General features: G+C 70.4%; 28 protein-coding genes. 21 read left to right on the forward strand and 7 right to left on the reverse strand.

All coding sequences use genetic code 11. The annotated features are described in order from the left end of the window. The first annotated feature begins 25 nt into the window (after positions 1-25). The 9 genes from NON00_RS13470 to NON00_RS13510 all read left to right on the forward strand — a co-directional run bounded on the left by NON00_RS13470 (position 26) and on the right by NON00_RS13510 (position 7,559). On the forward strand, positions 26-814 hold the full coding sequence (locus NON00_RS13470; RefSeq protein WP_256021960.1) for a heme ABC transporter permease: 789 nt from the start codon (positions 26-28) through the stop codon (positions 812-814). A 324-nt stretch (positions 815-1,138) separates the two neighbouring features. Next, positions 1,139-1,285, forward strand: a complete 147-nt coding sequence (locus NON00_RS13475; protein WP_256021891.1) for a hypothetical protein — start codon at positions 1,139-1,141, stop codon at positions 1,283-1,285. A 2-nt stretch (positions 1,286-1,287) separates the two neighbouring features. After that, complete coding sequence (gene ccmE / locus NON00_RS13480) at positions 1,288-1,800, forward strand: cytochrome c maturation protein CcmE (protein ID WP_256021963.1); 513 nt, start codon at positions 1,288-1,290, stop codon at positions 1,798-1,800. Beyond that, positions 1,797-3,788 carry a heme lyase CcmF/NrfE family subunit gene (locus tag NON00_RS13485; RefSeq protein ID WP_256021894.1) on the forward strand — a complete coding sequence of 664 codons (1,992 nt, stop codon included), beginning with the start codon at positions 1,797-1,799 and terminating at the stop codon, positions 3,786-3,788. The genes ccmE and NON00_RS13485 overlap by 4 nt, the downstream gene beginning before the upstream one ends. Positions 3,789-3,956: 168 nt before the next feature. Then, a complete protein-coding gene (locus tag NON00_RS13490; protein WP_256021897.1) occupies positions 3,957-4,520 on the forward strand; it encodes a DsbE family thiol:disulfide interchange protein in 564 nt (187 codons plus the stop codon). Beyond that, a complete protein-coding gene (locus NON00_RS13495; protein ID WP_256021901.1) occupies positions 4,520-4,984 on the forward strand; it encodes a cytochrome c-type biogenesis protein in 465 nt (154 codons plus the stop codon). Before NON00_RS13490 ends, NON00_RS13495 begins: the two co-directional genes overlap by 1 nt. Then, positions 4,981-5,787: a c-type cytochrome biogenesis protein CcmI gene (gene ccmI / locus NON00_RS13500; protein ID WP_256021903.1), complete on the forward strand. Its 807-nt coding sequence runs from the start codon at positions 4,981-4,983 to the stop codon at positions 5,785-5,787. Before NON00_RS13495 ends, ccmI begins: the two co-directional genes overlap by 4 nt. Positions 5,788-6,096: 309 nt before the next feature. Continuing rightward, positions 6,097-6,654, forward strand: a complete 558-nt coding sequence (locus tag NON00_RS13505; protein WP_256021907.1) for a manganese efflux pump MntP family protein — start codon at positions 6,097-6,099, stop codon at positions 6,652-6,654. A 173-nt stretch (positions 6,655-6,827) separates the two neighbouring features. Continuing rightward, on the forward strand, positions 6,828-7,559 hold the full coding sequence (locus NON00_RS13510; protein ID WP_256021909.1) for a DUF1194 domain-containing protein: 732 nt from the start codon (positions 6,828-6,830) through the stop codon (positions 7,557-7,559). A 112-nt stretch (positions 7,560-7,671) separates the two neighbouring features. Here the strand turns inward: NON00_RS13510 and NON00_RS13515 are convergent, their stop codons facing one another. Next, complete coding sequence (locus NON00_RS13515; RefSeq protein WP_256021911.1) at positions 7,672-8,094, reverse strand: DUF3775 domain-containing protein; 423 nt, start codon at positions 8,092-8,094, stop codon at positions 7,672-7,674. A 161-nt stretch (positions 8,095-8,255) separates the two neighbouring features. On the opposite strand from NON00_RS13515, the gene NON00_RS13520 reads away from it, so the two are divergent. Beyond that, positions 8,256-8,675 carry a hypothetical protein gene (locus NON00_RS13520; protein ID WP_256021913.1) on the forward strand — a complete coding sequence of 140 codons (420 nt, stop codon included), beginning with the start codon at positions 8,256-8,258 and terminating at the stop codon, positions 8,673-8,675. 254 nt (positions 8,676-8,929) lie between these two features. Then, on the forward strand, positions 8,930-10,759 hold the full coding sequence (gene typA, locus NON00_RS13525) for a translational GTPase TypA (RefSeq protein WP_256021916.1): 1,830 nt from the start codon (positions 8,930-8,932) through the stop codon (positions 10,757-10,759). A gap of 232 nt (positions 10,760-10,991) precedes the next feature. On the opposite strand, the gene NON00_RS13530 is transcribed toward typA, so the two are convergent. After that, on the reverse strand, positions 10,992-11,615 hold the full coding sequence (locus NON00_RS13530; RefSeq protein ID WP_256021918.1) for a cupin domain-containing protein: 624 nt from the start codon (positions 11,613-11,615) through the stop codon (positions 10,992-10,994). Between the two features lie 233 nt (positions 11,616-11,848). On the opposite strand from NON00_RS13530, the gene NON00_RS13535 reads away from it, so the two are divergent. From NON00_RS13535 to NON00_RS13560, 6 genes are all read left to right on the forward strand, one after another. Then, the gene (locus tag NON00_RS13535; protein WP_256021922.1) at positions 11,849-13,540 is read left to right on the forward strand and encodes a peptide ABC transporter substrate-binding protein; all 1,692 of its coding nucleotides are present in this window, start codon (positions 11,849-11,851) and stop codon (positions 13,538-13,540) included. Between the two features lie 40 nt (positions 13,541-13,580). Next, positions 13,581-14,531, forward strand: a complete 951-nt coding sequence (locus NON00_RS13540; protein ID WP_256021924.1) for an ABC transporter permease — start codon at positions 13,581-13,583, stop codon at positions 14,529-14,531. Positions 14,532-14,541: 10 nt separating this feature from the next. Next, positions 14,542-15,432, forward strand: coding sequence for an ABC transporter permease (locus tag NON00_RS13545; protein ID WP_256021926.1), 891 nt, complete (start codon positions 14,542-14,544; stop codon positions 15,430-15,432). After that, positions 15,432-16,496: an ABC transporter ATP-binding protein gene (locus NON00_RS13550; protein ID WP_256021928.1), complete on the forward strand. Its 1,065-nt coding sequence runs from the start codon at positions 15,432-15,434 to the stop codon at positions 16,494-16,496. Before NON00_RS13545 ends, NON00_RS13550 begins: the two co-directional genes overlap by 1 nt. Further along, the gene (locus NON00_RS13555; protein WP_256021931.1) at positions 16,493-17,485 is read left to right on the forward strand and encodes an ABC transporter ATP-binding protein; all 993 of its coding nucleotides are present in this window, start codon (positions 16,493-16,495) and stop codon (positions 17,483-17,485) included. Before NON00_RS13550 ends, NON00_RS13555 begins: the two co-directional genes overlap by 4 nt. Before the next feature lie 140 nt (positions 17,486-17,625). Further along, positions 17,626-18,693, forward strand: a complete 1,068-nt coding sequence (locus tag NON00_RS13560; protein WP_256021934.1) for an AGE family epimerase/isomerase — start codon at positions 17,626-17,628, stop codon at positions 18,691-18,693. 158 nt (positions 18,694-18,851) lie between these two features. Here the strand turns inward: NON00_RS13560 and NON00_RS13565 are convergent, their stop codons facing one another. Together NON00_RS13565 and NON00_RS13570 are read right to left on the reverse strand one after the other, a co-directional pair. Further along, positions 18,852-19,025 carry a hypothetical protein gene (locus tag NON00_RS13565; protein ID WP_256021936.1) on the reverse strand — a complete coding sequence of 58 codons (174 nt, stop codon included), beginning with the start codon at positions 19,023-19,025 and terminating at the stop codon, positions 18,852-18,854. Further along, complete coding sequence (locus tag NON00_RS13570; RefSeq protein WP_256021939.1) at positions 19,022-19,267, reverse strand: hypothetical protein; 246 nt, start codon at positions 19,265-19,267, stop codon at positions 19,022-19,024. The genes NON00_RS13565 and NON00_RS13570 overlap by 4 nt, the downstream gene beginning before the upstream one ends. Before the next feature lie 227 nt (positions 19,268-19,494). On the opposite strand from NON00_RS13570, the gene hrcA reads away from it, so the two are divergent. Continuing rightward, positions 19,495-20,568 carry a heat-inducible transcriptional repressor HrcA gene (hrcA, locus tag NON00_RS13575; RefSeq protein ID WP_256021941.1) on the forward strand — a complete coding sequence of 358 codons (1,074 nt, stop codon included), beginning with the start codon at positions 19,495-19,497 and terminating at the stop codon, positions 20,566-20,568. A gap of 132 nt (positions 20,569-20,700) precedes the next feature. Here the strand turns inward: hrcA and NON00_RS13580 are convergent, their stop codons facing one another. Together NON00_RS13580 and NON00_RS13585 are read right to left on the reverse strand one after the other, a co-directional pair. Next, positions 20,701-21,300 (reverse strand): nucleoside triphosphate pyrophosphatase, encoded by a 600-nt coding sequence (locus NON00_RS13580; RefSeq protein ID WP_256021944.1) that lies wholly within the window; start codon positions 21,298-21,300, stop codon positions 20,701-20,703. After that, on the reverse strand, positions 21,297-22,172 hold the full coding sequence (locus NON00_RS13585) for a pyruvate, water dikinase regulatory protein (RefSeq protein ID WP_256021947.1): 876 nt from the start codon (positions 22,170-22,172) through the stop codon (positions 21,297-21,299). The genes NON00_RS13580 and NON00_RS13585 overlap by 4 nt, the downstream gene beginning before the upstream one ends. A 331-nt stretch (positions 22,173-22,503) precedes the next feature. Between NON00_RS13585 and hemE the strand changes: the two genes are divergently transcribed. Then, complete coding sequence (gene hemE, locus NON00_RS13590) at positions 22,504-23,547, forward strand: uroporphyrinogen decarboxylase (protein WP_256021950.1); 1,044 nt, start codon at positions 22,504-22,506, stop codon at positions 23,545-23,547. A gap of 249 nt (positions 23,548-23,796) precedes the next feature. On the opposite strand, the gene NON00_RS13595 is transcribed toward hemE, so the two are convergent. Further along, entirely contained in the window at positions 23,797-24,117 is a 321-nt protein-coding gene (locus NON00_RS13595) for a TIGR02300 family protein (protein ID WP_256021952.1), read from the reverse strand. Between the two features lie 110 nt (positions 24,118-24,227). Here NON00_RS13595 and aroA point away from each other — a divergent pair, with 110 nt between their 5' ends. Both aroA and NON00_RS13605 read left to right on the forward strand, forming a co-directional pair. Next, entirely contained in the window at positions 24,228-25,583 is a 1,356-nt protein-coding gene (aroA, locus tag NON00_RS13600) for a 3-phosphoshikimate 1-carboxyvinyltransferase (RefSeq protein ID WP_256021955.1), read from the forward strand. After that, positions 25,580-25,823: (d)CMP kinase (locus NON00_RS13605; RefSeq protein WP_256021957.1), on the forward strand; the 244-nt coding region annotated here is incomplete at its 3' end. The genes aroA and NON00_RS13605, both read left to right, overlap by 4 nt.

Here is a 25,823-nt window from a genome sequence, read left to right on the forward strand (position 1 = left end):
TAGGTTGCGCGGCGTGAGCACCCCGATCCGCCCTGCCCCCGCGCCCCGCACGCCGCGCCCTGCCGCCGGCGGCCTCCACCGCTTCGCCAATCCGGGCCAGTTCCTGCGCCTGACGGAGCGGCTGCTGCCCTGGCTCTGGGGCCTCGCCGGCCTCGTCCTGGCCGCGGGCGCCGCCTGGGCGCTGGCCTTCTCCCCGCCCGACTGGCAGCAGGGGGAGACGGTGCGAATCATGTATGTCCATGTGCCGATGGCCTGGCTGGCCATGGGCGGCTATGCCGGCCTCGCCATCACCTCGCTGATGGGGCTGATCTGGCGCCACCCGCTGGCCGATCTCGCGGCGCGGGAACTCTCCCCGGTGGGCGCCATGGTCACCGCGCTCTGCCTCGCCACTGGCAGCCTCTGGGGCCGGCCGATGTGGGGCACCTGGTGGGCCTGGGATGCGCGGATGACCTCCGTGCTGATCCTCTTCTTCCTCTGGGTCGGCCATGCCGCCCTCGTCCGCGCCTTCGACGATGAGGAGCGCGGCGCCCGCGCCGGCGCCATCCTGGCGCTGATCGGCGCGGTGAACCTGCCGGTCATCAAGTGGAGCGTGGACTGGTTCAACACCCTGCACCAATCCGCCTCCGTCACCCGCGCGGCGGCGCCGGGGATGCATGTGGACATCCTCTACCCGCTGCTCACCTGCGCCATCGGCTTCACCCTGGCCTTCGCCGCCCTGGTGGTGGCGCGCACCCGCGCCGCGGTGATGGAAAAGCGCCTGCGCCAGCTCCAGCTCGCCCAGGCCCGCAGCCACGACACCCGCCCCCATGCCTGATTCTTTTTCAGGCTGCCGCTCCCCGGCTTCCAGTCGGGATTCTTTTTCGGGCTGCCGCTCCCGGGTTTCCAGGCGGGACTCTTTTTCGGGCTGCCGCTCCCGGGTTTCCAGGCGGGACTCTTTTTCGGGCTGCCGCTCCCGGGGTTCCAGGTGGGGCTCTTTTCCGGGCTGCCGCTCCAGGGGTTCCAGGTGGGGCTCTGGGGCGGGGCTCCCGGCGCGGGGCGTGGGGTGGCGTGAGCGCGGGGGCACAGGAAAACGCCGGATCGGCAATTCCATCCAGCCCGTATTGCGCCATATCAAGGCGGTGGCAGGAGGCTGCGGGGCATGACGCAACACTGGTGGCACGTGGCCATCGCCTGGGCGCTGGCGGCGCTGGGCTTTGGCGGCATGGCCTGGATGGCCGCGCGGCGGCATGCGGCGGCAAAGCGGCGCATGGCCCTGCTCGGCCCCCGCGAGAGGAGGCAGGGGTGAGTCTGACGCGCAAACAGCGCCGCATCTGGATCGTGCTGCTGGCCGGCCTCGGCCTCGGCACCGCCACGGCGCTGACGCTCACGGCCTTCCAGGACAATCTCGTCTTCTTCCTGGCGCCGAGCGACATCGCCAGCAGGAACCCCGGCCCGGAGCGCGCCTTCCGCCTCGGCGGGCTGGTGGAATCCGGCAGCCTGGCGCGCGGCGAGACGCCGGAGGGCAAGCCCGAGGCGCGCTTCCGCGTCACCGATGGCCCCGTCACCATCCCCGTCACCTATGTCGGCGTGCTGCCGGACCTGTTCCGTGAGGGGCAGGGCGTGGTGGCGCTGGGCAAGCTCGGGCGCGATGGCCAGTTCCGCGCCAGCGAGGTGCTGGCCCGCCATGACGAGACCTACATGCCCCCCGAGGTGGCCGATGCCCTGAAGCGCAGCGGCCACTGGGACCCGGCCAAGGGCGCCCCGCCCCCGGCCGCCACCTGGAACACCCTGGCGCCGAAGCCGGAGAAGCAGGGCGGATGATCGCGGAATTCGGGCATTTCGCCCTGGCGCTGGCCTTCGCCCTGGCGCTGGCCCAGACGGTGCTGCCGCTCTGGGGCGTGGCGCGGGGCGATGCCCGGCTGATGGGCGCCGCCGCCCCCCTGGCCCTCGGGCAGCTGCTGGCCTGCGCCGCCGCCTTCGGCGCGCTGCTCACCGCCTTCGCGGTGAACGACACCAGCGTCATCAACGTCGTGCAGAACAGCCACTCGGCCAAGCCGATGCTGTACAAATTCGCCGGCGCCTGGGGCAATCATGAGGGCTCGATGCTCCTCTGGGTGCTCATCCTGGCGCTGTGCGGCGGGGCGGTGGCGGGTTTCGGGCGGGATCTGCCGGGCGTGCTGCGGGCGCGGGTGCTGGCGGTGCTCGGGCTGGTGGCGCTGGGCTTCCTGGCCTTCGTGCTGGCCACCTCCAACCCCTTTGGCCGGGTCTGGCCCCCCGCGCCGGATGGCCAGGGGCTGAACCCGGTGTTGCAGGACCCTGGCCTCGCCTTTCACCCGCCGCTGCTCTACCTCGGCTATGTCGGCTATGCCGTCACCTTCGCCTTCGCCGTCGCGGCCCTGCTGGAGGGGCGGGTGGATGCCGCCTGGGGCCGCTGGGTGCGCCCCTGGGCGCTGGCGGCGTGGTCCTTCCTCACCCTCGGCATCGCGCTCGGCTCCTGGTGGGCCTATTATGAACTCGGCTGGGGCGGCTACTGGTTCTGGGACCCGGTGGAGAATGCCTCCCTCCTCCCCTGGCTGGCTGGCAGCGCGCTGCTGCATTCCGCCATCGTGGTGGAGAAGCGCGAGGCGCTGAAGATCTGGACCCTGCTGCTGGCGCTGCTGGCCTTCGGCTTCTCGCTGCTGGGCACCTTCCTGGTGCGCTCGGGCGTGCTGAACTCGGTGCATGCCTTCGCCAGCGATCCCTCGCGCGGCACCTTCATCCTCGCCCTGCTCGGCATCTATGTGGCGGGCAGCCTCGCCCTCTTCGCCTGGCGGGCGCCGGCCATGGCGCCCACCGGCCTCTTCGCCCCGCTCTCGCGGGAGGGGGCGCTGGTGCTGAACAACCTGCTGCTCTGCGCCATGGCGGCGGTGGTGCTGGCCGGCACGCTCTGGCCGATGTTCGCCGACCTGCTGCTGGACCAGAAGATTTCCGTCGGCCCGCCCTTCTTCAACACCGCCATCCTGCCGCTGGTGGCGCCGCTGCTGCTGGCCATGGCGGCCGGGCCGCTGCTGCCGTGGAAGCGCGCCCGCCTCTGGCCGGTGCTGCAACGCCTGTGGTGGGCGGCGCTGCTCGCCGCGGGGGCGGTGGCGGTGATGCTGGCCTTCGCCGGCTGGCGCACCGGCCCGGCGCTGGGCTTCGCCGCCGCGCTCTGGCTGATCGGCGGCGCCCTGGCCGACCTCACGGACCGCATCGCCCTGTTCCGCCGCCCGGCCGCCGCCTGGAGCCGCGCCCGTGGCCTGCCGCGCGCCGCCTGGGGCGCCGCGCTGGCGCATGGCGGGCTGGGCCTTTCGCTGCTCGGCATGGCCGGGATGGGCCTTGCCACCGATACCCTGGCCGCGCTGCGCCCCGGCGCCACCCTGAACCACGCCGGCTATCAATGGCGCCTGGAGCGGCTGGAGGACGTGGCCGGCCCCAACTGGACCGCCCGCCGCGCCACCGTGACCGTGCTGCGCGATGGCGCCGTGGTGACCGTGCTGACGCCGGAGCGCCGCAGCTTCCCCGTGGCCGCCGGCATGACCACCACCGAGGCCGCCATCCACACCAGCCTGACGGGCGATCTCTACGCTGTCCTGGGCGAGGAGCAGGGGGACCGCGCCGTGCTGCGCGTCCACCACAATATCCTCGCCCCCTGGATCTGGCTGGGCGCGCTGGTGATGGCGTTGGGCGGTGCGCTTTCCCTGACGGACCGCCGCATCCGCGTCGCCGCCCCTGCCCCGCGCTCTGTCCTGTCCGCTGCCGGCCATGGCCCAGACGTCAGCCGCCCCACTTAACTGTCTTGTCCGCTGCTGGTCATGGCCGCGCCCCGCTGTGCCGGGAGACGGCGGCAGCCTGACAGAAAGAAGAAGGGGGTCTGGGGGAATTCATTCCCCCAGAATTTTTCTCGGCTTTTTTCTCAGATTTTTTCTCCTGCCTCACGTCTCGCAAAAAGGTTTCCCACCATGCCCCTGACCACGCGCCGCGCCCTGATGCTGGCCCCGCTGGGCGTGGCGGTGGCGGGGGGAGCCGGCTTCTATGCCATGCTGCGCGGCCTGGGCAGCGGCAGCTATGACCCGCGCGGCGTGCCTTCGGCGCTGGTGGGCAAGCCGGCCCCGGCCTTCACCCTGCCCGCCCTGCCGGGCGCCCCTGCCCCGGCCTTTGGCGATGCCGATCTGCGCAACCTCCCCGGCCCGGTGCTGGTGAATTTCTGGGCGAGCTGGTGCGTGCCCTGCATTGTCGAGCACCCGCAGCTGATGCGCCTGTCGCGCGAGGGGGTGCCGATCCTCGGCATCAACTACAAGGACAAGGCGGCGGATGCGGCGCAGTTCCTGACGCGCCACGGCAACCCCTTCCAGCGCCTGGGCCAGGACGAGCCGGGGCGTGTGGCCATCGATTGGGGCGTCTATGGCGTGCCGGAGACTTATCTGCTGGACCGCGCCGGCATCATCCGCTGGCGCTGGCCCGGCCCGGTGACACCGGAGGTCCTGGACCAGGATATCCGCCCCCTGCTGAAGCGCCACGCCTGATGCGCCGGCTTCTTCTGGCCCTGCTGCTGGGCGCCCCGCTGCTGGCCACGGCCCATGCCGTCGGCCTGCCTTCCGAGTTGCTGGCCGACCCGGCGCAGGAGCAGCGCGCCCGCGCCATCGGGCGGGAATTGCGCTGCCTCGTCTGCCAGAACCAGTCCATCGAGGACAGCGAGGCGGATCTGGCGCGCGACCTCCGCCGCATCGTGCGCGAGCGCGTGGCGGCCGGGGAAAACGACGCCCAGGTCATCGACTATGTCCATGCCCGCTATGGCGATTTCGTGCTGCTGCGGCCGCCGCTGAACGCGGCCACGCTGCTGCTCTGGGGCATGCCGGTGCTGGCGCTGGGGGGCGGGCTGCTGGCCATCCTGCTGCTGCGCCGGCGCGGCGCGCCGCCACCGCCGCCGCCGCTCTCGGCCGAGGAACAGGCGCGCCTCGCCGCGCTGGAGGAACAGGCTCCGCGATGATCTGGCTGCTTTTCCTGGCGCTTGCCGTGCTGGCCCTGGCGCCGCTCGGCTGGTCCCTGCTGCGCCCGCCCCGGCTGACCGGGCGGCGCGAGGCTGATCTTGCCCTCTACCGCGCCCAGCTGGCGGAGCTGGAGCGCGAGCGCGAGGCCGGGCGGCTGGAGCCGGAGGCCCACCGCGCCGCCGTGCTGGAGGTGCAGCGCCGCCTGCTGGCCATGCCGGAGGGCGCCACCGCCGCCCTTCCGGGGCGCCCGCCGGGGCGCGGGGCGGCGGTGCTCGGGGCGCTGCTCTTCCTGCTGCCGGCCTTCGGCGTGGGGCTGTATCTGTGGCATGGCGAGCCGGACATCCCCGCCGCCCCCTATGCCGAGCGCGCCGCCGCCGCCGCGCGGGACGAGGCGCTGCTCACCCGCCTGCGCGAACGCCTCTCGCAGGGTCCGCAGGACAGCGAGGTGACGCGCCAGGGCTGGGTGCTGCTCGGCAATGCGGAGCGCGGCCGCGGCCATCTGGAGCGCGCGGCCGAGGCCTGGCAGCGCGCGCTCGATACCCGCTTCGAGGGACCTCTGGCCGCCGAACTGGCGGAGATGCAGATCGAGCGCGGCCGGCTGGAAGATGCGGAAAACCTCGTCCGGCGGGCGATGGAGATCGACCCGGCGGAGCCGCGCCTGCGCTACCTGCGCGGGCTGGTCCAGGCCCGGGGCGGGCGCAGCGAGGAGGCGCGGGCCAGCTGGAGAAGCCTGCTGGCCGATGCGCCCGCCGATGCGCCGTGGCGCGGGCTGGTCGAGCGGCGGTTGCAGGAATTGCCGTGACGCCTGGGGAGGCTCCGCCTCCCCAAACCAAGCTGCTGTTCCTTGGGGAGGCGCCGCCTCCCCAAACCAAGCTGCTGTTCCTTGGGGAGGCGCCGCCTCCCCAAACGAAGCTGCTGTTCCTTGGGGAGGCTCCGCCTCCCCAAACCCCTCCGCCGGGGTGGCACGGCCACCCCGGACCCCGCGTTCCGTGCAGGGTGTAGCCTGGGGTACAAGACAGGGCATTGGTTACAAATATCTGATTTAAAAAGGGAAATTGACGACGACGCGCCACGCGGGGTATCGCGGCGGCGGTTTTGGAAGGGCGCCGCCATGTCTCCTGTCTCGATCGCCGTGCTGGCCCTTGGCATGTCGGTGGATGCCTTCGCGGCGGCCCTGGGGCGTGGTGCCGGGGCCCGGCGCGTGCGGCTGGGCGATGCCCTGCGCACGGGGCTGGTCTTTGGCGTGGTGGAGGCGCTGACGCCCGTCCTCGGCTGGGCCGCCGGGGTCATGGCCGCCGGCGCGGTGCAGGCGGTGGATCACTGGATCGCCTTCGGCCTGCTCGGGCTGGTGGGCGGGCGCATGCTGGCCGAGGCGCTGCGCCGCGCGCCAGAAGCCCCGGCGCCCGCGCGCTCAGCCTGGATGCTGCTGGCCACCGCCCTCGGCACCAGCCTGGACGCCATGGCGGTGGGGGTTTCGCTGGCCTTCCTCGATGCCGAGATCTGGGTGATCGCCCTGGCCACCGGCGCGGCCACCTTCTGCATGGCCACCGGCGGCATGCTGGCCGGGCGGCTGCTCGGCACCCGGCTGGGGCGCGCCGCCGAGGCCCTGGGCGGCATCGCCCTCATCCTGCTCGGCACCGCCATCCTGCATGAACATTTGAACAGCTAACGGCCATCTTTACGCTTTCGTGTCGTTCCGCCGCCTAGGCTCCAGGCCTGGACGCGGAGGACCACCAGCGCAAGGCCCGGCATAGCACCCGGCGCACAGCGTTGTGTGAAGGAAACAAGACAGCCTCCGCCCCGGATCGGCTTTGCTGATCATCGGACAGGCAGGAGGCAACGATGCGGCGACGTTCCTTGCTGGCGGCGGGTTCCCTGGCGGCGGGCGCCGCCATGTGGCCCAGGCGGCTCCGGGCGGAGGAGGCGGTGGATGTCCTCCTCGTCCTGGCCGTCGATGTCTCACGTTCCATCGACGAGGATGAGGCGAAGCTCCAGCGGGAGGGCTATCGCGGCGCGCTGTCCGACCCGCGGGTGGTGGAGGCCATCCGGGGTGGCTCGGTGGGCGCCATTGGCGTCACCTATGTCGAGTGGGCGGGCATTGAGTATCAGCGGCAGGTGCTGCCCTGGATGCGCATCGGCAGCCAGGTGGAGGCGGAGGCCTGGTCTTCCGCCCTGGCGGAGGCGCCGCGCGCCTCGCTCTCCTGGACCTCGATTTCCGGCGGCATCGACTTCAGCCTGAAGGTGATGGCCGATGCGCCCTTCGAGGGCACGCGCAAGGTGATCGATGTCTCGGGCGATGGGGTGAACAATTCCGGCCCGCCGGTGGAGCCGGTGCGGGACCGCGCGGTGGCCGAGGGCGTGGTGATCAACGGCCTGCCCATCCTGAACGACCAGCCCAGCTTCGGCCGGCGTGGCAGCCTGACCCTGGACCAGTATTACGCGGAATCGGTCATTGGCGGCCCGGGCGCCTTCCTGGTGGTGGCACAGGATTTCGAGGCCTTTGGCCAGGCGGTGCGGCGCAAGCTGATCCGTGAGATCGCCGGCCTTTCCGGCCCCGTGGTGATGTATGGCTGACCTGGCGATCCCGCCCGGCCTTTGAGCGGGACGCCACTGAAAAAAAAGGTTTTTGGTTCTTTTTCCCAAAAAGAACTTTTTTCTTTTCGTTTTTATTTCTTCCTCTCCGCCCTTACCGCTCCACCTCCTCGACGGCGATGCCGAAGGCGGCGAGCCCCTCGGCCAGCAGGTCGCCGGCCATCTCCATGCCGAGCAGGTAGGTGGAGGTATCTCCCCCGGCGGCGCCGCGTTCGCGGGCCAGGCGCAGGGCTTCCTCCCACTCTTCCGGCTCATAGTCCCCCCGCCCGACCCAGGCCAGGGCGACGAGGGCGGCCTGCTCGTCCTCGTTCATTTCCTCGATGAAGGCGGCCAGGGTTTCCTCGTCGAAATCCTCATCGCTGTCGTCATCCTCATCCTCGTCCTCCTCGTCGATGGCCTCGTTGGCCTCATCGTCCTGGATGGCGCGGATATGGTCCACGACGGTGGCGACGGCCTCCAGGCTGATGCCCAGGTCCAGCTCGCTGTCCTCATCCTCGTCGCGCGGGGTGTCGCTCATGGTGGCCGTCCTCCTTTCGGTCCAGGCTACGGCAAGGCGAAGAGCCGGCGCCAGCCCGGGGTTGCTGAAAAACTTTCGCGCCCGGAGCCTTCAAAACTTTCTTGTTAAGTCAATCATAACCTGGGTCGGCAACGATACGTTCATTCCCAGGTTGGACCATCATGCGCCGATACCTGACCCCCCTCATGGTCGCGGCCGTTGCCGGGGTGGCGCCGGGGCTGTTTGCCCTGGCGCAGCTTGCCCTGGCGCACCCCGCGGCCTCCCCCATGGCTGTTTCCCCACCCGTTTCCCTGGCCGTTTCCGGCCAGGTCCTGCACCGGGTCGCCCTCAGCCAGGGCCTCGCCGATGCGCCTGGATGCGCGGAGAGCGCGCCGCTCTTCCGCTCCGCCATGCCCCGGCTGGTGGGGTGGCAGCCGGTGTCCGGCAAGCAGACGGTGGAGGGCAAGGCCACGCCCAGCCCTGCCCCGGCCCCGCCCGCCCCGGCCTTCGCCATGCACCAGGCCCTGCATCTCTGCGTGGTGGACCGCTTCTCCCCCAGCCGGCCGCTGGGGGGCGCGGCGCGGGCCGTCCACCGGCTCTAGCCGCGCCTCTTCCGCCTCGCCCCGGCGGCACAGGTCCAGCAGGGCAGGGCCGGCGGGGTTTTCCTTCCGCTTCCGATTCGGCGGGGCAGACCTGCGCCGCGTCGCCAGCGGAAAGGCTCGCTTTTTGCGCGAGATCATCCTATCTGTGCGCCGCAACAAGCCGCCAGGCCAGCCCTGCCCGACCCCGCCGCGCCTCAGCGGCGGCGGTGCCGGGCTGTGTTCGCAGGCGGCGCAGCCCCGGGACTGCCCGCCTTATGGAACTGCGCAACGTCGCCATCATCGCCCACGTCGACCACGGCAAGACCACGCTCGTCGACAACCTGCTGAAGCAGGCGGGTGCCTTCCGCGCCAACCAGGCCGTGGCCGAGCGCGCGCTCGACCGCAACGACCTGGAGCGGGAGCGTGGCATCACCATCCTCGCCAAGTCCACCGCCGTCGAGTGGAAGGGCGTCAAGATCAACATCGTCGACACGCCGGGCCACGCCGATTTCGGTGGCGAGGTGGAGCGCATCCTGTCGATGGTCGATGGCGCCATCGTGCTGTGCGACGCCGCCGAGGGCCCGCTGCCGCAGACCAAGTTCGTGCTGACCAAGGCGCTGGCCCGCGGGCTGAAGCCGATCGTCGTCATCAACAAGGTGGACCGCCAGGACGCCCGCGCCGACGAGGTCCATAACGAGGTGTTCGACCTCTTCGCCGCGCTGGGCGCGACGGATGAGCAGCTCGACTTCCACACCATGTTCGCCTCGGGCCGCCAGGGCTGGGCCGACCTGTCGATGGACGGGCCGCGCAAGGACCTCGCGCCGCTGTTCGACCTGATCCTGTCGCATGTGCCGGCGCCGAAGGTCGATCTCGACAAGCCCTTCGCGATGAACGCGACGATCCTGGAGAGCGACAACTTCCTGGGCCGCATCCTGACCGGGCGCGTCGAGCAGGGCGTGGCCAAGGTCAACATGCCGGTGCGCGTGCTGCGCCAGGATGGCACGGTGGTCGAGACCGGCCGCCTGACCAAGCTGATGACCTTCTCCGGCCTGGACCGCGTGCCGGTGGATGAGGTGCAGGCGGGCGACATCATCGCCATTGCCGGCCTGTCCAACGCCACCATCCCGGACACCATCGCCGCGCTGGAAGTGGCCGAGCCGCTGCCGGCCATCCCGGTCGATCCGCCGACCCTGTCGATGACCTTCCGCATCAATGACGGCCCGCTGGGTGGCCGCGAGGGCAAGAAGGTCACCTCCCGCCAGATCCGCGACCGCCTGTTCAAGGAGACGGAGGGCAATGTCGCCATCCGCGTCCGTGACAGCGAGGAGGCGGACAGCTTCGAGGTCGCCGGCCGTGGCGAGCTTCAGCTTGGCGTGCTGATCGAGCAGATGCGCCGCGAGGGCTTCGAGCTGACCATCGGCCGCCCGCGCGTGCTGACCCGCGAGAACCCGGAGACGGGCGAGCGCGAGGAGCCGTTCGAGGAAGCCCTGGTCGATGTGGACGAGGAATTCTCCGGCGTCGTCGTCGAGAAGATGTCGATCCGCAAGGGCATGATGCAGGACATGCGGCCCTCTGGCGGTGGCAAGGTGCGCCTGACCTTCCACATCCCGAGCCGTGGCCTGATCGGCTACCATGGCGAGTTCCTGACGGATACGCGCGGCACGGGCATGATGAACCGCCTGTTCCTGGGCTATCAGCCCTGGGCCGGGCCGATCGAGGGCCGCCGCAACGGTTCGCTGATCTCCAACTCCGATGGCGAGGCGGTGCAGTACGCGCTGTTCTACCTGCAGGAGCGTGGCACGCTGTTCGTGGACCCGGGCGTGAAGGTCTACACCGGCATGATCCTTGGCGAGCACTCCCGGGATAACGACCTGGAAGTGAACCCGATCAAGGAAAAGAAGCTGACCAACGTCCGCGCCGCCGGCAAGGATGACGCGCTGCTGCTGATCCCGCCCCGCAAGATGTCGCTCGAGCAGGCCATTGCCTATATCGAGGATGACGAGCTGGTGGAGGTGACGCCTTCCGCCGTGCGCCTGCGCAAGCGCTACCTGGACCCGCATGAGCGCAAGAAGCACGCCCGCCGCGCCGAGTCCGAAGCCGCCTGATTTTTTCCAGCTGCCGGTCATGGCTCAGACGGCGGCCGCTCTCCTGCGCCGGATCACTCCGGCCCAGGGTAGTTTTTTCCAGCTGCCGGTCATGGCTCAGACGACGGCCGCTCTCCTGCGCCGGGTCACTCCGGCCCAGGGTAGCGGCCCGCCTCTGAACAGGAGGGCGGCAGCCTGACAGAAAAAAGAAGGGGTCCAGGGGAATTCATTCCCCTGGCCTTTTTTTATATTTTTACTGCTCTGCCCCGGCATTGGGCGCCGTGATCCAGACGATGCGCGTGGGCGCATCCGTCGGATTGTCGAACATATGCGGCACGGTGCTGGGGAAGCGGAAGCTGTCGCCTTCCTCCAGCAGATGCGCCTCATGGTCGAGCCAGAGGCGGAGCGTGCCGGCGAGGACGTAGCCCGCCTTTTCCCCCTGGTGCCGGACGAAATCCGCGCCCGAGGAGCCGCCGGGGCTGAGGGTCAGCTCGAACATCTCCATCTGCCCCGGCGCATCGGGCGCGAGGGATTCCTTGAGCACGCCGGAGGGCGTCAGCCGCAGCAGGCGGCGCTGGGCGCGGCGGATGATGTAGCGCGGCAGCGGGCCTTCCGGCCTTTCCTCGAAAAAGACGGAGATGGGCACCTGGAGCGCCAGGCCGAGCAGGCGGAGGGTGCGCAGCGAGGGGGTGGCCAGGCCGCGCTCCATCTGGCTGATCATGCCGATGGACAGGCCGGTGCGGCGGCCGAGTTCCTGGATGGACAGGCCCATGCGCTGGCGCAGCAGGCGCACGCATTCGCCCAGGCGGCGGTCGCTGGCGCTGTCATCCAGCGCGGGAAGCCCGGGTGCCGCCGTGGTGCCTGCCTGATCCGTCATCCCTGTTCTCCTGCCACCTCTCCTGCCACCGGCCAGATGGGACCGGTGCGCCGCTGTGTCAGCTTGCCGTCCAACGCACAAGGCGGTTGACAGCAGCATTTCACGAGCGTGAACATATCACCAAGAATTTTGATCCTGGTGAAAAGCCAGGGCAGGGATGGCCGGTGCGGCGGTTGGGGCGATGTGGGGCTTTGTCCCCCGCAGCGCGCCGGGCTGAGCGGGAGACAGGTTCCATGACGGGTGACGCAACCTCCGGGCGTTGGCAGCATATCCTGGCGCCGACCCGGCGCGATATTCTGGCGCCGACCCGGCGCGGGCTTTTCGCGATTGGCGGCGGCGCGGCCGCGGCGCTGGCGGCCGGCCCGGCCCGCGCCCAGCCCCGCCCGCCGGAGAAGCCGCGCGGGCAGGTGGTGGTGGGCCTGTCGCAGGAGCCGACGGTGTTCCACCCGCTGATGCCGGGCATCGAGGTGGACCAGGGCGTCTGGTGGAACCTGTTCAGCGCGCTCTGGTACCTGGAGCCGGATGGCACGCCGGTGGCGGACCTCGCGGCCGAGGTGCCGACGCAGGAGAATGGCGGCATCTCGGAGGATGGCCTCACCTGGCGGGTGAAGCTGCGCGGCGATGTCTCCTGGCATGATGGCCGCCGCTTCAGCGCCGAGGATGTGAAGTTCACGCTGGACCTCATCAACAACCCGAATTTCCGCGTGCGGAACCGGGTGGGCCACGGCCTGGTGAAGGATATCCGCGTCCTCTCCCCCACCGAGATCGAGTGGCGGATGGAATCGGCCTATGCGCCCTATCTCTCCATCCTCTCGATGACCTTCATCGTGCCGAAGCATGTGCTGGAGGGGGCGGCGGACCCGAATGCGACGCCGTTCAACAACGCGCCCGTGGGCACCGGCCCCTTCCGCTGGGTGAGCCGCCAGCCGGGCGACAATATCCAGCTGGCCGCCAACCCGAACTACCATGGCAAGGGGCCGTATCTGGAGCGCGTGGTCTTCAAATACGTGCCGGACATGACGGTGCTCTACACCCAGTTCCGCAGCGGGCAGGTGGATTACACCGGCATTTCCGGCATCAGCGCGCCCTTCGCGCGGGAGGCGCAGGGCCTGCGCGGGCGCAAGGTGTTCGTCAGTTCCACCGGCTCGGTGGAGAGCATCGCGCCCAACCTGGAATATGGCCCGCTGGCGGACAAGGCGGTGCGCCAGGCGCTCTACATGGGCATGAACAAGAAGGCCCTGGTGGACGCCATCTATTACGGCCTGCCGAAGGCCACAGAGTCCTTCCTGCCCTCCGAGAGCTGGGCCTACAACCCCAGCCTGCCGGCGCAGGACTACAACCCGGCCAAGGCCAATGCGCTGCTGGACGAGGCGGGGTGGAAGCGCGGGGCGGATGGCATCCGCGCCAAGGACGGGGTGCGGCTGGAATTCGCCAATTCCACCACCTCCGGCAACCCGGTGCGCGAGCAGGCGCAGCAATTGCTGATGCAGGACTGGAAGGCGATCGGCGCCGCCCTGCGCATCCAGAACATGCCCGCCGCGGTGATCTGGGGCGAGTTCTGGCAGATGTCGAAGTTCCAGTCGGTGATGGTGGCGGTGAATTACCGCCTGGGCAGCGACCCCGATGTGACGCCGCGCTTCGACAGCAAGGCGATCCCGGCCAAGGGCGGGCGCGGCCAGAACAACATGCAGTTCCAGAATGCCGAGATGGACACGCTGCTGCTGCGCGGCGCCACCGCCTTCAGCCAGGCGCAGCGCAAGGCGATCTATGCCCGCATCCAGACGATCATCCGCGAGGAGCTGGCGATCCTGCCGATCTTCCAGTCCGTGATCGTCGAGGGGCTGAAGGACAACCTGCACGGCTTCCGCGCCAACAGCAACACCTGGTCCAATTGCTGGAACCTGCGCGAATGGTACTGGGCATGAGGCCCTGGGCGTGAGGTATTGGGCGTGAGCCGGGGCTGAGATGGGGTCCTACTTCCTGCGGCGCCTGGGGCAGGCGGCGCTGCTGCTGGTGGTGGTGTCGATGATCGGCTTCGCCATCCTGCACCTCGCCCCGGGCGGGCCGCTGGCGCAATACGCCATGCATGGCAACATGTCGCAGGAGGATCTGGACCGCATCGCGGCCCAGCTCGGCCTCGACCGGCCCCTGCCGGTGCAATACGCGGACTGGTTCCTGCGCATGCTCGGCGGCAACTGGGGCACCTCCTACCGCGACGGGCAGCCGGTGCTGCACATCATCGGCGCGCATCTCGGCGCCACGCTGGAACTGATGCTGACGGCGACGCTGGCGGCCATGCTGCTCGGCTGCTGGATCGGCATCCTGGGTGCCATCCGGCGCTACTCGGTGTTCGACTATCTGGCGACGATCGGCGCGATGGTGGCGCTCTCGGTGCCCACCTTCTGGTTCGGCCTTGTCGCCATCTTCGTCTTCTCGGTGGAACTCGGCTGGCTGCCGGCCGGCAACCGGGAGACGATCGGCGATGGCTCGCTGCCCGACCTGCTCCACCACCTGATCGCGCCCGCCCTGGTGCTGGCGCTGGTGGAGACGGCGATCTGGAGCCGCTTCATGCGCTCCTCCATGCTCGACGTGGTGGGGCAGGACTATATCCGCACGGCGCGGGCGAAGGGCCTGCCGGAATGGCGCGTGCTCTCCGGCCATGCCTTCCGCAACGCGCTGCTGCCGATGATCACCGTGGCGGGGCTGCAGCTGCCGACGCTGCTCGGCGGCGCGCTGGTGACGGAGACGGTCTTCACCTGGCCGGGCATGGGGCGGCTCTTCCTCGATTCCATCGAGTATCGCGACTACCCGGTGGTGATGGGCATCCTGATGTTCTCGGCCAGCCTCGTGCTGATCGGCAATCTCCTGGCCGACATGCTCTACGCGGTGGCCGACCCGCGCATCCGCCTGGGCTGAGGGCAGGGCCATGAGCAGCACGACCGAGAGCCTCCCCTTCACCCCGGAAGAGGCCGCGCCGCCGCGCAACACCGCCTGGCGCCGCTTCCGCCGCCACCGCCTGGCCATGCTCGGCGCCGCCGTCATCGCGGTGCTGGTGCTGGGCAGCGTGCTCGGCCCCTTCGTCATTCCCTATGACGAAACCTATATCGACATCCTGCACCGCTTCGCCCCGCCCTTCGCCGGCCCGCATGTGCTGGGCACCGATGAGCTGGGCCGCGACATGCTGGCGCGGCTGATGATGGGCGGGCGCATCTCGCTCGCCGTCGCCTTCACCGCCATGGCGATCAGCATGGTGATCGGCATCAGCGTCGGCGCCATCGCCGGCTATTATGGCGGGGTGGTGGGCGCGGCGCTGATGCGCCTCGTCGATGCGGTGCTGTGCTTCCCCACCATCTTCCTGCTGCTGGCGCTGGCGGCGCTGGTGCAGCCGGGGCTCGGCTCCATCACGCTGCTGATCGCCGCCACCGCCTGGATGGAGGTCGCCCGCATCGTCGAGGGGCAGATCCGCGCCCTGCGCGAGCGCGACTTCGCCGTGGCGGCCGAGGTGCTCGGCGCCTCCGACCGCTACATCGTCTTCCGCGAGCTGGTGCCGAACGCCATCGCGCCCATCGTCGTCAGCGCGACGCTGAATGTCGCCAAGGCGATCCTGCTGGAGAGCTATGTGAGCTTCCTCGGCTACGGCATCCAGCCGCCGGTGGCGAGCTGGGGCAACATGCTGAACAACGCGCAGATCTACCTGACGAGCGCGCCCTGGCTGGCGGTCATGCCCGGGCTGTTCATCACGCTCGCCGTCACCAGCTTCAACTTCCTAGGCGACGGCCTGCGCGACGCGCTGGACCCGCGCATGGATCAGCCCTGATGGACACGCTGCTGGAGGTCGAGAATCTCGCCATCCGCTTCCGCACGGCGCAGGGGGAGGCCGCCGCGGTCAGCGATGTCTCCTTCAGCCTGAAGCGCGGGGAGACGCTGGCGGTGGTGGGCGAATCCGGCTCGGGCAAGAGCGTCACCTCGCTGGCGCTGATGCGCCTGCTGCCCAAGCCGCCGCGCTGCCACGTCAGCGGCCGCATCCGCCTGCGCGGCAAGGATGGCGCGTTGCTCGACGTGCTGGACCTGCCGGAGGAGGCGATGCGCACCGTGCGCGGCAACAATCTCGCCATGGTGTTCCAGGAGCCGATGACCTCGCTGAACCCGGTGAGGACCATCGGCGCGCAGATCACCGAGACCATCCGCCTGCACCGCCCCATGCCGCCGCGCGCGGCGGAGGAGGAGGCGGCGCGGCTGCTGGATCTGGTGGGCATTCCCTCGCCGCGCCAGCGGCTTTCCGCCTATCCGCACCAATTGTCCGGCGGCATGCGCCAGCGCGCGATGATCGCCATGGCGCTGTCCTGCGAGCCTTCCGTGCTGATCGCCGACGAGCCGACGACGGCGCTGGATGTGACGATCCAGGCGCAGATCCTCGACCTGCTGCGCAACCTCCAGCAGCGCACCGGCATGGCGGTGATCTTCATCACCCACAATCTCGGCGTGGTGGCGGAGATCGCGGACCGGGTGATGGTGATGTATTCCGGCCGGGTGGTGGAGCAGGCCGATGTCGTCCCGCTCTTCCGCACGCCGCTGATGCCCTACACCCAGGGGCTGCTGCGTTCCGTCCCGCGCCTCGACCTCGCCGGGCGGCGCGCCGGCCCCCTGCCGGCCATCCGCGGCAATGTGCCCGACCCCCGCCGCCCGCCCGCTGGCTGTGCCTTCCACCCCCGCTGCGACTTTTTCCAACCATCGCGCTGCGACGCCACGCCCCCCACCCTGGACAAAACCCCCGATGGCCGTGAAGTCCGCTGCCTGCGCTGGCAGGATTCCCTGCTGATGGCGGGGTCTGGGGAGGCCCTGCCTCCCCAGCGGGGTCCAGGGGCGGAGCCCCTGGCATGACCCCGATCCTCGATATCCAGAATCTCCGCAAATGGTTCCCCGTCGGCGGCAACCTGTTCGGCCGCAACCGCCGCCAGGTGAAGGCCCTGGACGGCGTCTCCTTCAGTGTCCGCCCCGGCGAGATCCTCTCCGTGGTCGGCGAATCCGGCTCCGGCAAGACGACGCTCGGCCGCACCGTGCTGCGCCTGACGGAGCCCACGGACGGCGCCATCCGCTTCGAGGGCCAGGACATCACGCATCTCTCGCGCCGCGCGCTGCGGCCGATGCGGCGGCGGATGCAGCTGGTCTTCCAGGACCCCTTCGCCTCGCTGAACCCGCGCATGACGGTGGAGCGCATCGTGGCCACGCCGCTGATCATCCAGGGCGGTTTCAGCCGGGCGGAGCGGCGCGAGCGGGTGGCGGAGATGCTGCGCCTCGTCGGGCTGCAGCCGCACCATGCGGAGCGCCACCCGCACGAGCTTTCGGGCGGGCAGCGCCAGCGCGTCGGCATCGCCCGCGCGCTGATCATGAACCCGAGCTTCCTGGTGGCGGATGAGCCGGTCTCGGCGCTGGATGTCTCGATCCAGGCGCAGGTCGTCAACCTGCTGCTGGAGCTGAAGGAAAAACTCGGCCTCACCATCCTGTTCATCGCGCATGACCTGGCGGTGGTGGGGCATATCTCGGACCGCATCGCGGTGATGTATCTCGGCCGCATCGTCGAGATCGCCGAGACGGCGGCGCTGTTCCGCACCCCGCGCCATCCCTATACCGAGGCGCTGTTCTCCGCCGCCCCGGTGCCGGACCCGACGCTGCGGCGCGGGCGCATCCTGCTGGAGGGGGATATCCCGAGCCCGCTCAACCCGCCCTCGGGCTGTGCCTTCCGCACGCGCTGCCGCTTCGCCGAGGCCGCCTGCGCGCAGGAGGTGCCGCCGCTGCGGGAAGTCGCGCCGGGGCATCTCGCGGCCTGCCGGCGGGGGGATATCGCGCTCCAGGGGGTGCTGGAAAGCTGACGGGAGCGTCAGGAAAGATAAAGGAAAAGAAAGAAAAAGCAGGAGGGAGAAGGAATTCTCCCTCCTGCACCTCCCTCATCTTTTTCTTTCAGGGGCGGGCGCCGGTGGCGGCCCGGCAGGGCTTCCGGTAAAGAGCCGGCGTGGATATCGACGATCTCTGGGACTGGCTGCGCGGGCGGGCCTGGCCCTTCTGGCTCGCCCACGGCATCGACTGGCAGGCCCGCGCCTTCCACGAGCACCTGACGCTCGAAGGCGCCCGCTGCACGGCGAAGTTCCGCCGCCTGCGCGTGCTCACCCGGCAGATCTACAGCTTCTCCGAGGCGCACCGGCACGGGGTGCCGCGCGCGGGGGAAGCGGTGGAGCTGGGCATCGAATTCCTCCGCCGCCGCGCCCGCCAGCCCGATGGCGGCTATGCCTGGCGCTTCGGGCTGGATGGCCGGGTGCTGGACAACCGGCGCGATCTCTACGACCACGCCTTCGTGCTGCTCGCCCTCTCCGCCGCCACGGCGGTGCTGCCGCAGGCGCCGCTGCGCGCCATGGCCCTGGCGCTGGATGATTTCATCGAGCAGCGCATGGCCCACGCGGCGGGCGGCTATCTGGAAAGCCTGCCCCCCGCCCTGCCCCGCCGGCAGAACCCGCATATGCACCTGCTGGAAGCGCGCCTCGCAGCGGCGGAGGCCTTTGGCGAGCCGCGCTTCCTGGAGGGGGCCACCCGGCTGCTGGCGCTGTTCCGCGCCCGCTTCCTGGACCGCGGCACCGGCACGCTGGTGGAATTCCTCGATGACGATCTCCGCCCGCTGCCCGGCGCGGTGGAGCCGGGGCATCACTGCGAATGGATCTGGCTGCTGCACTGGCATGCCCGCCTCACCGGGGGCCCGGTGCCGCCGGAGGCGGCGCGGCTGGCGGGTTTCGTGGCGCGCTTCGGCCGCCTGCCCAATGGCGCGCTGCGCGATGGCGTGGCGCCGGATGGCGCGCCCACCTCGCATGAGGCGCGGCTCTGGCCGCAGGCGGAGCGCCTGAAATCCGCCACCCTGCTGCGCGGCGCGGAATGGCCGGAGGCGCTGGCCGCCCTCACCCCCTATCTGCGCGCCGATGGCCTGTGGCATGAGCGGCGCCTGGCCGATGGCCGCCTGAGCGAGGAGCCCGCCCCCGCCAGCAGCCTCTACCACCTGAGCTGCGGCATCCTCTTCGCCCGCGCCAACCGCTGAGAGGCGGTTTGAGGGGGCTTTGCCCCCTCACCCCCAGCAGGGGACAGGGTCCCCTGCACCCGCCTTCAGGGGAAGCCCGGCAAAGGAACCTTTCAGGGTCTCCCGCATTGGCAGTGCGGCGTCCCACTTTGCAGAAAGACGGCGGCAGCCTGAAAGAATCATTCGCCCCAGAGGAGGACGCCGCCCCAGGAGAGGAACAGCACGGCGACCACCAGGATGCCGGCGGCGGCGCCGGGGCGGCGGGCGGCGCGGTCCAGCAGCAGCCCGGCGGCCGTGGCGCCCAGGGCGAAGATCATCAGCACGGTGAGGAAGCCGAGCACGGTCGGGCTCATGCGCGGCGCTCCGCGCGCAGGCGGCGGCGTTCCTCCACCGGCAGGGCGGCGTAGCGGGCGCGGGCGGCGCGCAGCCAGGCGGTGCGCTGCCCCTCCCCCAGGCGGGTGACGAGGTGGTCCCCATCCTGGTCCTCCACCGCCGGGATGGCGGAGAGGGCATTGTCCTGGTCGGCCGGCGGATAGGCGGCCAGCCACCCCATCAGCGCCAGCGGCCAGAGCCGGGATCCGGATTTCTCTCGCATGAGCCCCTCCGCGCGTTCCTGCGCCCTGTGGCACACCATGCCAGCAGTCGTGCAACGCGTTCATGGCCAGGATGTGTCAAGTCGTGACAAGATTGCGCCCGACTTGCCGACCGACTTGCCGCCAGCCCTTCACGCCTGCTTGAGACAGCAGGGGAAAAGCGGCGCGGCAGGCCAAGCGGCGTGCCAAGCGGAATGACAGAAAGGAACAGCGAGACTTGGCCAAAGGCATGGGACCGCCTCCCCTGTTCGGCCGCCCGGCCGGACGTGCTGCCCTGCCCGGGCTGGACAGCCGGGGCGCGGCCATCCTCCGCCAGGTGGTCGAGATGTATGTCGAGACGGGGGAGCCGGTGGGGTCGCGCACCCTGTCGCGGCGGCTGCCGCTCTCGCTCTCCCCGGCCACCATCCGCAACGCGATGGCGGATCTGGAGGAGGCCGGGCTGCTCTATGCCCCGCACACCTCGGCCGGGCGGCTGCCCACCGAGCAGGGGCTGCGGCTGTTCGTCGACGGGCTGCTGGAATTCGGCGACCTGTCGGAGGAGGACCGCGAATCCATCGCGCTGCGCTGCGCCGCCGCCGGGCGCAGCATGGAGGAGACGCTGTCCGAGGCGGGGCAGATGCTCTCCGGCCTCGCCGGCGCCGCCGGGCTGGTGGTGGCGCCGAAGACGGAAGCCGCGGTCCGGCATATCGAATTCGTGGCGCTCTCCCCCGGCCGGGCGCTGGTGGTGCTGGTGAACGCGCATGGGCAGGTGGAGAACCGCGTCATCGAGGTGCCGGCGGGGCTGCCGCCCAGCGCCTTCTCCCAGGCCAGCAACTTCCTGAACGCGCGGCTGTCCGGCCGCACGCTGGAGGAGACGCGCGGGCTGGTGGCGGAGGAGATCCAGGCCAACCGCACCGCGCTGGACACGCTGACGCAGCAGATGGTGGAGCAGGGGCTGGCCACCTGGTCCGGCGGCGGGGGCGGCTCGCTGATCCTGCGCGGCCAGTCGAAGCTGCTGGAGAATGTGGACCAGATCGCCCGCGTGCAGGAAATCCAGGCGCTGTTCGAGCGGCTGGAGGCGCAGGAGACCATGCTGCGCCTGCTGGAACTGGCACAGCGCGGCCAGGGGGTGCAGATTTTCATCGGCGCCGAGTCCGGGCTGTTCAGCAGCGCCGGGCTGTCGATGGTGGTGGCGCCCTTCCGCGACGGGCAGCAGCATATCGTCGGCGCGATCGGGGTGATCGGGCCGACGCGGATCAATTATGGCCGCGTCATCCCGGTGGTGGACTATACCGCGCGGGTGATCGGGCAGTTGCTCGGGTGAGCCAGGGGGCTTTGCCCCCTGGACCCCCAGCAGAAACCTGAGGTTTCTGCACTTCCCAACAGTTGGCGGGGTCCGGGGTGGCCCTGCCACCCCGGCGGAGGGGTCTGGGGAGGCGGAGCCTCCCCAAAGGAATCACTCCGGCAAAACCCCGTGCTGGCGCAGGAATCCGAGCAGCGGCAGGAGCGGCAGGCCGAGAATGGCACTGTGCTCCCCCTGCACGTCGCGGAAGAGCTGCACCCCCAGCCCTTCCAGCCGGTAGGCGCCGACGGAGTGGGTGACGGCCTCGCCCTCCGCCGCCAGGTAGCGGTCCAGGAAGGTCTCGGAGAAGTCGCGCATGGTCAGGCGCGGGGTGGCGACGTGGTGCCAGATGCGCTGCCCGCCGCGCCACAGCACCATGGCGGTGTAGAGCGTATGGGTCCGCCCGCGCAGCGCCTGGAGCTGGGCGCGGGCGGCGGCGAGGTCCTCCGGCTTGTCATACCAGCGGCCTTCGCAGACCAGGAGCTGGTCCGCGCCGATCACCACCGCCTGGGTCTCGCGCCGGCCGATGCGCTGGGCCTTGGCCTCGGCGAGCAGGATGGCGGTCTCGGCGGGGGGGATGGCCTCGGCCTGGGCGGCCTCCTTCAGCGCCGCCTCGTCCACCGCCGCCGGGCGCGCCTCGAAGGCCAGCCCGGCGCCGCGCAGCAGCGCCGCGCGCGTGGCGGAGGAGGAGGCGAGGATCAGCGGCAACGTCATGCGCCGATCAGCCCCGGCTTCGGCCCCTGGCTGGCGCCCTGGCTGCGGCGGGCGTGCCAGGCCTCCATCAGTTGCAGCACGGTGGCCGCGGTTTCCTCGATCGAGCGCTTGGTGACGTCGATCACCGGCCAGCCGCGGCTGGTGCAGAGGCGGCGGGCGGCCTGGATCTCGGTCTTCACCGCGTCGAAATCCACATAGTCGTTGGTGTCCTGCCGCACCCCGCCGGCGCCGATCAGCTTCAGGCGGTGGCGGCGGATATCGATCAGCGCCGAGGTGTCGATGGTCAGGCCGATCACCGGGCAGGGCGGGTTTTCCAGCTCCGGCGGCAGGGGCGAGGTGGGGACGATCGGCACATTGGCCGCCTTGATGCCCCGGTTGGCCAGGTAGAAGCAGGTGGGCGTCTTGCTGCTGCGGGAGACGCCGACGAGGACGCAATCCGCCTCCTCGATCCCGGCCACGCCCTGGCCGTCATCATGGGCCAGCACGTAGTGCATGGCGTCGATGCGGCGGAAATAATCGGCGTCCAGCACGTATTGCGCGGCGCGCTTCTCCCGCGCCTGCTGGCCGATCTGGCTCTGCAGCAGGTCCATCACCGGGTCCAGCACCGAGAGGCAGGGCACGCCGATGCGCTGGCACAGTTCCTCCAGCGCGTGGCGCAGGGAGCGGTCCACCAGGGTGAACATCACCGGCCCCGGCTCGGCCTTGATGCCCTCCAGCACCTGTTCGAGCTGGAGATGGGAACGGACCAGCGACCAGCGGTGATGCACCACATGCGGGTCCGGAAAGCGCGCCAGGGTGGCGCGGGCGATGGAGTTCAGCGTCTCGCCGGTGCTGTCGGAGACGAGATGCAGGTTGAGGGTGCGGCTTGGCATCGGCTCCGGCGCGTCAAAAAGGGTCGGTTTCGGCGGTGGAGAATAGCGGGGATTGGTGTGGAGATTGGGGAAAACATCGGCCACCTCCAGCCCCCCCTGCGGGAATCGGGGATGGAATCCGCAAATTGGGTGCCCTGGGGAGCCTTGGGCACATCGCTTCGCACGACTCGGTGGAAAACTCACCAAAGCGGCCTTTAAGCTGGCTTTGCGCCCGATTCGGGGCTGTGGAGAACTTTGTGGAAAGCGTGGGATGGGATTGCGTCCACCTTATCCACAGGCCCAATAAGCCCCCCATCTTTCTTAAAGACTCTTTTTCATAGAAAGGGGCGCCATGGAAAACGCGTCGAAGCCCTTGCTGCGCGCCCTGTCGGGGGAAGCGCTCTGGCCTCCTCCCTTCTGGCTGATGCGCCAGGCCGGGCGGTATCTCCCCGAATATCGGGAATTGCGGGCACAAGCCGGCGACTTCATAAGCCTGTGCACAACGCCGGAGCTGGCGTCCGAGGTGACGCTCCAGCCCCTGCGGCGCTACGGGATGGATGGGGCCATCCTGTTCAGCGACATCCTGATGTTGCCCTGGGCCATGGGTCAGGGGCTGAGATATGCAGAGGGAGAAGGCCCTCTTCTGGAGCCGATCCGCGATGCGGCGGGCCTCGCGGCCCTGAAACCCGAGGAAATGGCGGGCCGGATCGCCCCGATCCTGGAAACCGTGGCCCGCGTACGGGAGGGGCTGGCGCGGGAGGCGCCGAAGGCGGCGCTGATCGGTTTCGCCGGCAGCCCCTTCACCGTGGCCTGCTACATGGTGGAGGGCCGCGGTGGCGGGGAATTCGCCCATGCCCGGCGCATGGCCTATGCCGACCCGCTGCTCTTCGGCAAGCTGATCCGCCTGCTTGTGGATAGTACTGTGGATTATCTGCTGGCCCAGGCCTATGCCGGGGCCGAGGCGCTGATGCTGTTCGACAGCTGGGCCGGGCTGCTCTCCCCCGCGCAGTTCCGCCGCTGGTCGATCGAGCCGACACAGGCGATCGTGCGCGCCATCCGCAAGGCGCGGCCGGATATCCCCATCATTGGCTTCCCGAGGCTGGCGGGGCCGCTGATCACCGAATACGCGCAGCGCACGGCGGTGAACACGGTGGCGATGGACACGGGCATGGATCCGCGCTGGGCGGCCGCCCAGGTGCCGGCGGGGGTGGCGCTCCAGGGCAACCTGGACCCGCAGGCGCTGGTGGCCGGCGGCCCGGCGCTGGAAGCGGAGGCGCGCTCCATCCTGGCGGCGATGCGCGGGCGGCCCTTCGTGTTCAACCTGGGCCACGGCATCGTGCCGCCGACGCCGCCCGAGCATGTCGGCGCCCTGGCGCGGATCATCCGCTCGGCCTGACATTGAGGGGGCTTTGCCCCCTCAAACTCCCCCAGCAGGGGACAGGGTCCCCTGCACCCACCATCAGGGGGAACCACGAATGGGTTTCCAAAGGCCTCAGGCCTTTGGTTGGGAGAGTTTGAGAGGGGTGAAGCCCCTCTCAAGCTTTCTCCGCAGCAGCTTTCTCCGCCGTGCGGGCATAAAAAAAGCCCCGGATGGCTCCGGGGCTTTTTTTGTCAGGTTTGCTGCTGCTGACCGGCAGCGGGAAGATTAGCTCTCTTCCTCGCGGTCGGTCTCGACCTCGATCTCGGCGTCGAGGTCATCCTCGGCATCGTCGAGGTCCTCGGCGTCTTCCAGCGCGTCATCGGCATCGACATCCTCCAGTTCGACATCATCCGTGTCGGCCTCGGGGGCGATGACGCGCTTCTTCAGCTTCTCCTCAACCGGCGCGGCGGCACGGCGGAGGCGGGGCTGTTCCGCCGGCTGCTCGGTGCCACACTTCGGGCAGACGGCAGGCTGGCGGGTGAGGTCATAGAACTTGGCGCCGCAGGCGACGCAAGTGCGTTTCAGACCCAGTTCGGGCTTGGCCATCAGCGTGAATATCCCGGGAAAGGCGGGCCAGGCACGGGCCGGCCGAGAAACATCGGGCGCATTGCCACGCACCCCGCCCCCATGTCAAACCCCCCGTCGTGGGACACGGAATGAAGAGCAGGCCGTTGCGCGCCGTCAGGCCGCATCAGGGCCTCGCCGGCCGCCTGACGGTCGCCGGCGACAAGTCGATCAGCCACCGCGCGCTGATGTTCGGCGCGCTGGCGGTCGGGCGCACCGACATCACCGGGCTGCTGGAGGGTGAGGACGTGCTGCGCACCGCCGCCGCCATGCGCGCCCTGGGCGCCACGGTGGAGCGGCTGGGCGAAGGGCGCTGGCAGGTCTCGGGCCGCGGCGTCGGCGGCCTGGTGGAGCCGGAGGATGTGCTCGACATGGGCAATTCCGGCACCGCCGCGCGGCTGATCTGCGGGCTGCTCGCCGGCCACCCGATCTTCGCGGTGCTGACCGGCGACGGCTCGCTGCGCAAGCGGCCGATGAAGCGGGTGACGGACCCGCTCTCCGCCAGCGGGGCGCGCTTCTCCAGCCGCGCCGGCGGGCGCCTGCCGCTGGCCGTGCAGGGCGCGGCCGAGCCGGCGCCGCTGGACTACACCCTGCCCATGGCCTCGGCGCAGGTGAAGTCCGCCGTGCTGCTGGCCGGGCTCTGCGCCCGCGGCACCACCCGCGTGGTGGAGCCGGAGGCGACGCGCGACCACACGGAAAACATGCTGCGCCATTTCGGCGCCACGGTGCGCGTGGCCGAGGATGGCCCGCGCCGCGTCATCGAACTGGACGGGCAGCCGGAACTCGTGGCCGCCCCGGTGGCCGTGCCGGGCGACCCCTCCTCCGCCGCCTTCCCGCTGGTGGCGGCGCTGCTGGTGCCCGATTCGGTGCTGACGGTGGAGCATGTCGGGCTGAACCCGCTGCGCACCGGCCTCTTCACCACGCTGCGCGAGATGGGCGCGGACCTCACGGTGGAGAATGCCCGCACCGAGGGCGGCGAGCCGGTGGGCGACCTGACGGCCCGCTTCGGCGCCCTGCGCGCGGTGGATGTGCCGGCCGGGCGCGTGCCCTCGATGGTCGATGAATACCCCATCCTGGCCGTGGCCGCCGCCTGCGCCACCGGCACCAGCCGCTTCCGCGGCCTCGCCGAGCTGCGGGTGAAGGAGAGCGACCGCGTCGCCGCGACCGCCGCCCTGCTCCAGGCCAACGGGGTGAAGGTGGAGATCGAGGGCGATGACCTGCTGGTGCAGGGCTGCGGCGGCCGCCCGCCCGGCGGCGGCACCGTCGTCACCCACATGGACCACCGCATCGCCATGAGCGCGCTGATCCTCGGCCTGGCGACGGAGCAGCCGGTGGCGGTGGATGATTCCAGCTTCATCGACACCTCCTTCCCGGGCTTCGCGGAGCTCATCAACCGCGTGGCCGGGGGCGACGTGCTGCGCCGCCTGAACACGGCCCCGGCGGAATGAGCGCCCTGCCCGCCGCCCAGGCCGATGCGCCGCGGCGCGACCTCGCCGGCGTCGTCATCGCGGTCGACGGGCCGGCGGCGGCGGGCAAGGGCACCCTGGCGCGGCGCATCGCCGCCACGCTCGGGCTGCCCTATCTGGATACCGGGCTGCTCTACCGCGCCACCGGGCGCCGCGTGCTGGATGCCGGGGCCGACCCGCGCGACCCCGCCGCCGCCGAGGCCGCGGCGCGCGGCCTCACCC

Origin of the sequence: Roseomonas sp. GC11 (genome assembly GCF_024437745.1) — a bacterium.
Taxonomy (GTDB): Bacteria; Pseudomonadota; Alphaproteobacteria; order Acetobacterales; family Acetobacteraceae; genus Pseudoroseomonas.

Excerpts from the sequence above, each read along its gene's own strand:
- NON00_RS13585 (WP_256021947.1), bottom strand. The coding sequence starts at position 22,172 with ATGCCAAGCCGCACCCTCAACCTGCATCTCGTCTCCGACAGCACCGGC.
- NON00_RS13580 (WP_256021944.1), bottom strand. The coding sequence starts at position 21,300 with ATGACGTTGCCGCTGATCCTCGCCTCCTCCTCCGCCACGCGCGCGGCG.
- hrcA (WP_256021941.1), top strand. The coding sequence starts at position 19,495 with ATGGGACCGCCTCCCCTGTTCGGCCGCCCGGCCGGACGTGCTGCCCTG.
- NON00_RS13550 (WP_256021928.1), top strand. The coding sequence starts at position 15,432 with ATGGACACGCTGCTGGAGGTCGAGAATCTCGCCATCCGCTTCCGCACG.
- typA (WP_256021916.1), top strand. The coding sequence starts at position 8,930 with ATGGAACTGCGCAACGTCGCCATCATCGCCCACGTCGACCACGGCAAG.
- NON00_RS13595 (WP_256021952.1), bottom strand. The coding sequence starts at position 24,117 with ATGGCCAAGCCCGAACTGGGTCTGAAACGCACTTGCGTCGCCTGCGGC.
- aroA (WP_256021955.1), top strand. The coding sequence starts at position 24,228 with ATGAAGAGCAGGCCGTTGCGCGCCGTCAGGCCGCATCAGGGCCTCGCC.
- NON00_RS13520 (WP_256021913.1), top strand. The coding sequence starts at position 8,256 with ATGCGCCGATACCTGACCCCCCTCATGGTCGCGGCCGTTGCCGGGGTG.
- NON00_RS13510 (WP_256021909.1), top strand. The coding sequence starts at position 6,828 with ATGCGGCGACGTTCCTTGCTGGCGGCGGGTTCCCTGGCGGCGGGCGCC.
- NON00_RS13475 (WP_256021891.1), top strand. The coding sequence starts at position 1,139 with ATGACGCAACACTGGTGGCACGTGGCCATCGCCTGGGCGCTGGCGGCG.
- hemE (WP_256021950.1), top strand. The coding sequence starts at position 22,504 with ATGGAAAACGCGTCGAAGCCCTTGCTGCGCGCCCTGTCGGGGGAAGCG.
- NON00_RS13570 (WP_256021939.1), bottom strand. The coding sequence starts at position 19,267 with ATGCGAGAGAAATCCGGATCCCGGCTCTGGCCGCTGGCGCTGATGGGG.
- NON00_RS13485 (WP_256021894.1), top strand. The coding sequence starts at position 1,797 with ATGATCGCGGAATTCGGGCATTTCGCCCTGGCGCTGGCCTTCGCCCTG.
- NON00_RS13565 (WP_256021936.1), bottom strand. The coding sequence starts at position 19,025 with ATGAGCCCGACCGTGCTCGGCTTCCTCACCGTGCTGATGATCTTCGCC.
- ccmI (WP_256021903.1), top strand. The coding sequence starts at position 4,981 with ATGATCTGGCTGCTTTTCCTGGCGCTTGCCGTGCTGGCCCTGGCGCCG.
- NON00_RS13545 (WP_256021926.1), top strand. The coding sequence starts at position 14,542 with ATGAGCAGCACGACCGAGAGCCTCCCCTTCACCCCGGAAGAGGCCGCG.
- NON00_RS13515 (WP_256021911.1), bottom strand. The coding sequence starts at position 8,094 with ATGAGCGACACCCCGCGCGACGAGGATGAGGACAGCGAGCTGGACCTG.
- NON00_RS13535 (WP_256021922.1), top strand. The coding sequence starts at position 11,849 with ATGACGGGTGACGCAACCTCCGGGCGTTGGCAGCATATCCTGGCGCCG.
- NON00_RS13530 (WP_256021918.1), bottom strand. The coding sequence starts at position 11,615 with ATGACGGATCAGGCAGGCACCACGGCGGCACCCGGGCTTCCCGCGCTG.
- NON00_RS13495 (WP_256021901.1), top strand. The coding sequence starts at position 4,520 with ATGCGCCGGCTTCTTCTGGCCCTGCTGCTGGGCGCCCCGCTGCTGGCC.
- NON00_RS13555 (WP_256021931.1), top strand. The coding sequence starts at position 16,493 with ATGACCCCGATCCTCGATATCCAGAATCTCCGCAAATGGTTCCCCGTC.
- NON00_RS13505 (WP_256021907.1), top strand. The coding sequence starts at position 6,097 with ATGTCTCCTGTCTCGATCGCCGTGCTGGCCCTTGGCATGTCGGTGGAT.
- NON00_RS13490 (WP_256021897.1), top strand. The coding sequence starts at position 3,957 with ATGCCCCTGACCACGCGCCGCGCCCTGATGCTGGCCCCGCTGGGCGTG.
- NON00_RS13540 (WP_256021924.1), top strand. The coding sequence starts at position 13,581 with ATGGGGTCCTACTTCCTGCGGCGCCTGGGGCAGGCGGCGCTGCTGCTG.